The sequence below is a fragment of the Sporosarcina sp. JAI121 genome (genome assembly GCF_013408665.1).
Lineage (GTDB): Bacteria > Bacillota > Bacilli > Bacillales_A > Planococcaceae > Sporosarcina.
On the sequence record NZ_JACCCL010000001.1, the window covers coordinates 226,334 to 233,656 of the forward strand.

Sequence of the window (7,323 nt, forward strand, 5' to 3'; positions counted from 1 at the left end):
CCCGTAACTGGTTATAACAGTTATGGGGACATTTTGTTTGCTGTCTAAGTTTTTGTGCCTTCTGCTATTCATTAGATAGATTGAAATATAGCATTCTTGCTAATACGCTTTGGCGCTCTGGGGATGCCTCTCGTCCTAAGCCTGGATAAGCGCTTCGCAACTAGTCTTAGGGCTTCGGCTACCCCTTTGCCGCGCCTGCGCTAGCGTGTTTGTTATCAATATAATTCTGAATTTGAGATGTATATGTTGAAATTAGGAAATGACTAAAATTAGATATTGAGTTAATTCAAATAAGGCAACTACAGGTCGCAGATATAATCCCCGAAAATGAAATGCGCATTCTTAAACAGACTAACCAGCGAAGGCGCGTCTTAGTGGTAGCCGGAGCGATAAGACTGAAAGTGGTCTTCTTTCCAGCTTATCGCGGGAGGCATCCACAAAGCGCCGAAGCGGTAGTTGACACGATTCCCAATTGATTCCATGTGAGGTGACTTCTGCTAATCGCATTCGCTCGGTTTATGTACACTAGCCGGTGTTTGAACCTAAATTGTAGTGAAGTAGATAGATTGAAATAAAGCACTCCTGCTAATTCGCTTTGGCGCTCTGGGGCTGCCTCTCGTCCTAAGCCTGGTTAAGCGCTTCACAACCAGTCTTAGGACCTCGGCTACCCCTTTGCCGCGCCTGCGCTAAGGTGTTCATTATCAAGAGGGTTGTGAATTTGGGATGTATATATTGGGTTTGTGAATGAGTGAAATTCGATACTACCTTAATTCGAAGTAGACGCATTATAGGTTGTAGATTAAATCTCCGAAAATGAAATACGCATTCTTAAACAGACTAACCAGCGAAGGCATCCCCAAGCGCCGGAGCGTATATATTGGGCAATCCCTTATTTTAATCTCTAGCTTACATCTTTGTAAGTATGCTGAAAGAGAATCCGATGGTTTGAAAGGTGTTTATTGCAGATAATAGGAACAACAGATAGAAGACGGGGGAGTTATCCTATGAACAAAAATCTAAATGGCTTGTACGAAGAATACGGCCGATACATATATCATTTATGTCTTAAATTGACACGAAATAAAGAAGAAGCGGAAGATCTCATGCAAGACGTTTGGGTGAAAGTTGTCCGTTACAGCAACCGAATGGATACCGTGGACCATATGAAAGCGTGGCTCACAACAATTTGTATGAACACGTTCCGCGATCGATACCGGAAAGACGTCAGAAGAAGCAAGCACGTTATGAACCAGCCCGAAACACTCGATGTGCCGATTCTTGATTTGGTTCCAAGTGACAATTTGACACCGGCGGAACTATTGGAGCAAAACGATATCCAATCAATCGTTCAACAAAAAGTTGGTGAACTGGATGTCATTTATAGAAAAACGATTGAGTATTTCTATGTCTATCAATATTCTTTGATTGAAATTGCAGAAGTGATGAAGGTATCGATTGGAACTGTGAAATCCAGATTGTTCCGTGCAAAGAAATACTTGAAAGAATTAATGATTGAAGATAGAACGGTACAGGATTACGTTACCGCTTAAGAGCGCAGCCCTTGAAGGCTGTGCTTTTTGTTTGCCGATAAGTGAAAAAGGGAATCTAGTTATATAAATAGATAAACTTGAAGCGAGGATGGAATCATGAAAAAGAAAGACTGGAAGAAGGGATGGGGCAGAAGGAAGCGGCTCATTGTCGCCGGGCTGTCGCTGTTCGTTCTTTTTTATATAGGTGTGATAGTTTGGAATACATATAAACCGCTTCCCGAAGGTATTCCCTATGAAGGCGATTTGCACTGGACGGACGAAGTTGAAATGTTGACCGATTTGACTTATGCACAAAATAAAGACGGGGATGGGATGGTACATGAACTTGCGATTTTTGATGAAGTGTACGCAATGATTGACCGGGCCGAACAATTTATTGTGCTCGACTATTTCCTGTTTGATGAATACTACGATGAAGACATCGAATTCCCTGAAATCGTTCAGACGATGACAAGGAAACTACTGAAGAAGAAAAAAGAAAATCCAGATATGCCAATCATTTTCATTACGGATCCACTGAATACAGGATACGGATCTTACGAAACGACATGGTTCAAGAAGATGGAAGATGCCGGTATAGAGGTTATCTACACGGATTTGGAACCATTGCGCGACTCAACGCCGATTTATTCGGGACTCTACAGAACACTATTCCAGTGGATGGATTTCGAGAAGACGGGATGGATTGCGAATGTGATGTCGAGTAAAGCGCCGAAGATGACACTTGCCTCTTATATCACCTTGCTGAATGTCAAAGCGAATCATCGCAAGACCGTCGTGACGGATAAAGAAGCGCTGGTATCATCGGGAAATCCGCACAACGCCAGCGGTTTCCACGGTAACGTTGCATTGAAAGTGAAAGGAATGGTACTGAACGACATTTTGGAAGCTGAAGAGGCGGTCGTTAAGTATACAAATGGCGGCTCATTGCCACGTGTTGAAGAACCGGAACAGGATGGCGGGCAATATGCTGTTCAATATTTGACGGAGAAAAAGATTCTTGATGCTCTTCTCGATGATATTGCCAAAGCGCAAAAAGGAGACACCATTCGCCTTGGAATGTTTTATATCGCAAAACGTGATGTTGTGAATGCACTTATCGATGCGGCAAACCGCGGTGTCGATGTGTCGATGATTTTAGATCCGAATGAAAACGCGTTCGGTACTGAAAAGACGGGGCTGCCAAATAGGCCGGTTGTACAGGAAATGCTGGAGGATTCGAATGGGAAAATTGATGTCCGCTGGTACAATACAGTCATTGGACAATATCACACGAAGCTTGTCGTCGTCCAGACGGCCGATGAAACATATATTGCAAACGGCTCTGCCAATTTAACAGAGCGCACGCTGGATGATTATAACTTGGAAGGAAATCTGCGTGTCATAGCGTCAAATGACAGTGAGCTTGCCAATGAGATAGATGCCTACTTTAGTAGGCTTTGGAATAATGAAGATGCATTGTATACGCTAGACGTAGAGGAGTATCAAAATAATTTCACTTTCTTCCAACGCGGTATCTACAGTTTGCAGAAACTGCTTAAATTGACGAGTTATTGAGGCGGAGGAGATTTTTATGGTCGGTTGGAGGGCGGATATGGTCGGTCGTTGAATATATATGATTGGTTATAGAGTATTTATGGTCGGTCACGGGACGAATACGGTCGGTCGACACTCTAATACGGTCGGTTAGCAAATAGTTATGGTCGCATGTGAAATCTTTCAAATGAAAAAGGCTATCCTATGCACTGGATAGCCTTTTTTGTCATTCGAATTCTGCAAGCTGCTGATTCAGTTCGGCTAGATCGTCTTCCAACTTAGCGAGACGAATTTCGGCTTTCTTGACGAAGCTATTGTTGCCGGTCGATTCGAGCTTCTCGATATCGCCTTGCAGATTGATATAATCCATTTTAAGTTCAGCGATTGCTGATTCCACTTGACGTTTATTCATAAGGAAAACACCTCGGCTTTTTCCTCAGTGTAGCATATCGGTTGTTTCTTTTCCTGCTTCGCCGCTAGTATTGCGCTTCGGATACTCCAGATAATAGCGTATCGCTTCGCATACGGCGTCTTTTCCATCGCCGATGCCAAGTGCGGTTTGCCGTGCAATCGCTTTTTTACGGAGCGGCTCGTGCAGAAGTGGTTCCATGATGGCGTTAAGAAGACTGGACTGCTTCACTTTACGACCGAGGCCAAGATGAATGAAGCCGTGCTGTTCTTTCGGAAAGGCGAGTCCCAGTTCAAAGTCGTTTTGCGCAAGGACGACACACGGGATTCCCATCACTGCAACCTCATACGGCATATAGCCCGATGCGCATAAAATGATATCTGCGGATGCATAAACTTCCGCGGTATTGTATGGTTGCTCTACTATGGCGGTGTTACGTCTTCCGAGAGCCATCATTTGAAGGGTACTCGTATCGTGGGAATACCGTTCACCGATGAGGGCGGTCACTTTCAAGGGGATCTGAAGTTGCATGATGTGCCGCAATGCCCGGTACGTCAAGTTTCCCTCATCCTCTTCACCGAATGAAATTACGAGATGGGGGATAGGGCCGATCTGTCCTTTGCGGAGACCGATGTTTTTATAAGCGTCCATCCGTTCATCAGCAATGAAGCTCTCCCGTCCAAGCACGTAATGGTCCGGAACTGTATCATTCGTTTCGGCATACAATGTTTGAAATACAAGGTCGGCGCATTTGCCGCCATCGCCGAAATCATCGAAATGGAGGATGGCCGGAACGAGCTCGGCAATCTTTTCAACTTCTTCAGATATCGTTGAACCGCTGTCGCGTAGAAGAAGATCGGGTTTGATGGTTGCTAGCGCCTGTAGAAACAATGTAGTAGAAGCGGCCGATACCGATTTGAATCCTTTAGGCGCAGGTGGGGAATCTGCCCCGCAAATGAATACGATATTTGTTTCATCCGCCAGGTCATTTGCAATCATCGCCGCTCTGCGTGCGGGGTATGTCCCTTTTCCGTCCGAGCGGGAAATGTGGATAGCGACTGTTTGTTTTCGTTGTCCGTTTATTGGAATCACCCTTTCATGCTCAATTGTCAAATTCATCCCTATCACCTTATGTAAAGAACTATTAAGATATGTCTTTATTTAGTGGATAGAATCCAGGGGTATGGTAAACTAGCATTATTTCAATTTGGAAACGGAGTGATTCCATTGTTCGATTCGCTATTATTCGACCTGATGCTTGTCGTTTTAATTGGGATTTTATCGCAATGGGTGGCCTGGAAATTCCGGATGCCGGCGATTGTCATCATGTCGGTTGCAGGATTGCTTGTCGGTCCCATATTCGGGTTTATCAATCCTGAGGAAACGATGGGCGATCTGTTCGGTCCTATCATTACGTTCGCAGTAGCGATTATTTTGTTTGAAGGCAGTTTGAATCTTGATTTTAAAGAAATAAAAGGCTTTAGTAAGCCGGTAGCCCGGATTGTAACAGTTGGGGCATTCATCGCCTGGATTGCGGGATCGCTTGCAGCACATTATTTAGCGGGGCTTTCTTGGGCGGTTGCCTTCATTATCGGCGGGTTGTTCATCGTCACGGGTCCGACTGTCATCTTGCCACTTTTGAGGCAGTCGAAGCTGAAACCGCGCCCCGCTGCTATTTTGAAGTGGGAGGCAATTGTCGTTGATCCGTTCGGTGCGTTGCTTGCGGTATTCGCCTTTGAGCTCATCAAGTTTTTGAATAGCCAAGTGACGCTGAATGCGTTGCTTCTATTCTTTGCGGCATCTGTCTTTGCGGTTTTGCTAGGATGGGGGGCGGCACGGGTTATCGGAGCAGCATTCGAGCGCGGTGGCATTCCGGAATTTTTAAAAGCGCCTGTGCTGTTTACGGTCGTGCTGTTTACGTTTGTCTTCGCGGATGAAATCATGCACGGAACCGGATTACTTACAGTAACCGCAATGGGGATGACGATGGCGAATATGCGTTTGACGTCGATGCATGATATCCGGCACTTCAAGGAAAATATTTCTGTCCTGCTAATTTCGGGTATTTTTGTCATGTTGACAGCATCGCTTAATCCACGTGTTCTCATTGAAATATTCAACCCGAATATTATCATGTATGTGTTGGCAATGTTGTTTATTGTCAGGCCGATATCGATTTGGCTTTCGACAATCAATACCGAGTTGAACGTCCGTGAGAAGATTCTGATCGGATGGATTGCGCCGCGGGGAATTGTCGCTCTCACTGTATCCGGGTATTTTGCAACGATACTACTGGATAACGGGTATAAGGACGCCGAGTTATTGACCGCGCTGACGTTCGCACTTGTCTTTGCCACAGTCGTTCTGCATGGATTTTCAATTGGCTTCCTGGCGAAAAGATTGAATCTCACGACGACGGACGAATCAGGCGTGCTTATAGTTGGCGGCTCCCGATTTTCGTCGGAGCTTGCTCAATCGGTGAAGGAAACCGGCAATGATGTGCTGCTTATCGATAAATCATGGGCAGGATTGTCGCGTGGCCGAAAGCTTGGGCTTAACAGTTATGTTGGCGATATCCTTTCGGAACAGATTGAATATCATCTTGACTTGACGCCGTACCGGTACATCCTTGCAATGACGAAGACAGATACGTACAATGCACATATTTGTTCAGACTTCGCGCCGGACCTCGGAAGCGATAACTTGTATCAGACGAAATTCCAAGTTGGTAAAGAAGTAGACGGATTCACGATAACTGGTGGACAGTCACTGTTTTCGCCCGCGGTTTCCATCTATGACTTGGAAGAGCGGATGAACGCAGGGCATGGCGTCCGTAAAACATTGATTACAAAACAATATAGCTACACACAATATTTGCGTGAACGGGATGATAAATCAATCCTGCTTTACATCCTACGTGCGGACGGGACGATAGAATTCTTTACACCGGAAAATGAATTGCAGGCATCTGCGGGAGATGCAATTATCGCCCTTGCGTCACCTGTGAAAACAATTGAACGGGTGAAAGAGCGTCTGGACGAAGAGAACGGCGAAGCCGCTATCCCTTATGAAGAAGTGGAAGATCTATTCATGCGAGATGAAAAGACGGAGAAACCGGTTATTCCAGGAGACGCGCCACTTTCTGCGAATTAAACGGAAATGAGTGGAAAGTTCTCGATAAGGAATACTAAACTGTTCAGTGAAATCGCCCCCATACAGAGGAGAATTCTCAGTATGGAGGCGGTTTTATTAGTTTTCTATGGTGTGATTCCGAAGAAGTTCAATGAGTTTCCACATCACTTCCGAATAAAATAACTCCTCATGAACTAGATTCATTTTCAGCTATCCGATAATGACTATAATAATTAAAAGTAAATTCATTATAACTGAACCACTCAAAAGAACTTTCTGCCTCTTACTCAATCCTATCCCCCGCTTTTTTAACCTGTGTAATCCTAGCACAGGCACAAGACATCCCAAGCGCCGAAGCGTATTGAATGGAATTTATATATAACTTAACAATCTTCAAAAGTATGAATTTTATTAATCAGTGTTTATAAGAACTTACTCTATCAGTTGAACAGAAAAACCAGCGCAGGCGCCACACAGGGGTAGCCGAAGCCATAAGACTGACGACGAAGTTATCCGGCTTATGGCGAAAGGCATCCCCGAGCGCCGAAGCGTAGTGAATGGAATTTATATATACCCTAACAATCTTTAAAAGTATGGTTATTATTAATCAGTGTTTATAAGAACTTACTCTATCAGTTGAACAGAAAAACCAGCGCAGGCGCCACACAGGGGTAGCCGAAGCCATAAGACTGACGA

5 protein-coding genes are annotated in these 7,323 nt (G+C 44.7%); 3 read left to right on the forward strand and 2 right to left on the reverse strand.

Annotation, left to right across the window (positions count from 1 at the left end):
- The first annotated feature begins 1,004 nt into the window (after positions 1-1,004).
- Together HDC33_RS01130 and HDC33_RS01135 are read left to right on the forward strand one after the other, a co-directional pair.
- Positions 1,005-1,550: an RNA polymerase sigma factor gene (locus tag HDC33_RS01130; protein ID WP_179390701.1), complete on the forward strand. Its 546-nt coding sequence runs from the start codon at positions 1,005-1,007 to the stop codon at positions 1,548-1,550.
- 96 nt (positions 1,551-1,646) lie between these two features.
- Complete coding sequence (locus tag HDC33_RS01135; protein WP_179390702.1) at positions 1,647-3,107, forward strand: phospholipase D family protein; 1,461 nt, start codon at positions 1,647-1,649, stop codon at positions 3,105-3,107.
- A gap of 205 nt (positions 3,108-3,312) precedes the next feature.
- Here HDC33_RS01135 and HDC33_RS01140 read toward each other — a convergent pair whose 3' ends face one another.
- Both HDC33_RS01140 and HDC33_RS01145 read right to left on the reverse strand, forming a co-directional pair.
- The gene (locus tag HDC33_RS01140) at positions 3,313-3,498 is read right to left on the reverse strand and encodes an SE1832 family protein (protein ID WP_179390703.1); all 186 of its coding nucleotides are present in this window, start codon (positions 3,496-3,498) and stop codon (positions 3,313-3,315) included.
- Between the two features lie 24 nt (positions 3,499-3,522).
- A complete protein-coding gene (locus tag HDC33_RS01145; protein ID WP_179390704.1) occupies positions 3,523-4,614 on the reverse strand; it encodes a PseG/SpsG family protein in 1,092 nt (363 codons plus the stop codon).
- Between the two features lie 108 nt (positions 4,615-4,722).
- Here HDC33_RS01145 and HDC33_RS01150 point away from each other — a divergent pair, with 108 nt between their 5' ends.
- Positions 4,723-6,648: a cation:proton antiporter gene (locus tag HDC33_RS01150; protein WP_179390705.1), complete on the forward strand. Its 1,926-nt coding sequence runs from the start codon at positions 4,723-4,725 to the stop codon at positions 6,646-6,648.
- Positions 6,649-7,323: the final 675 nt, after the last annotated feature.

Bases quoted from the DNA above. Each gene is read 5' to 3' on its own strand.
- HDC33_RS01135 (WP_179390702.1), top strand. From the start codon at position 1,647: ATGAAAAAGAAAGACTGGAAGAAGGGATGGGGCAGAAGGAAGCGGCTC.
- HDC33_RS01140 (WP_179390703.1), bottom strand. From the start codon at position 3,498: ATGAATAAACGTCAAGTGGAATCAGCAATCGCTGAACTTAAAATGGAT.
- HDC33_RS01145 (WP_179390704.1), bottom strand. From the start codon at position 4,614: ATGAATTTGACAATTGAGCATGAAAGGGTGATTCCAATAAACGGACAA.
- HDC33_RS01130 (WP_179390701.1), top strand. From the start codon at position 1,005: ATGAACAAAAATCTAAATGGCTTGTACGAAGAATACGGCCGATACATA.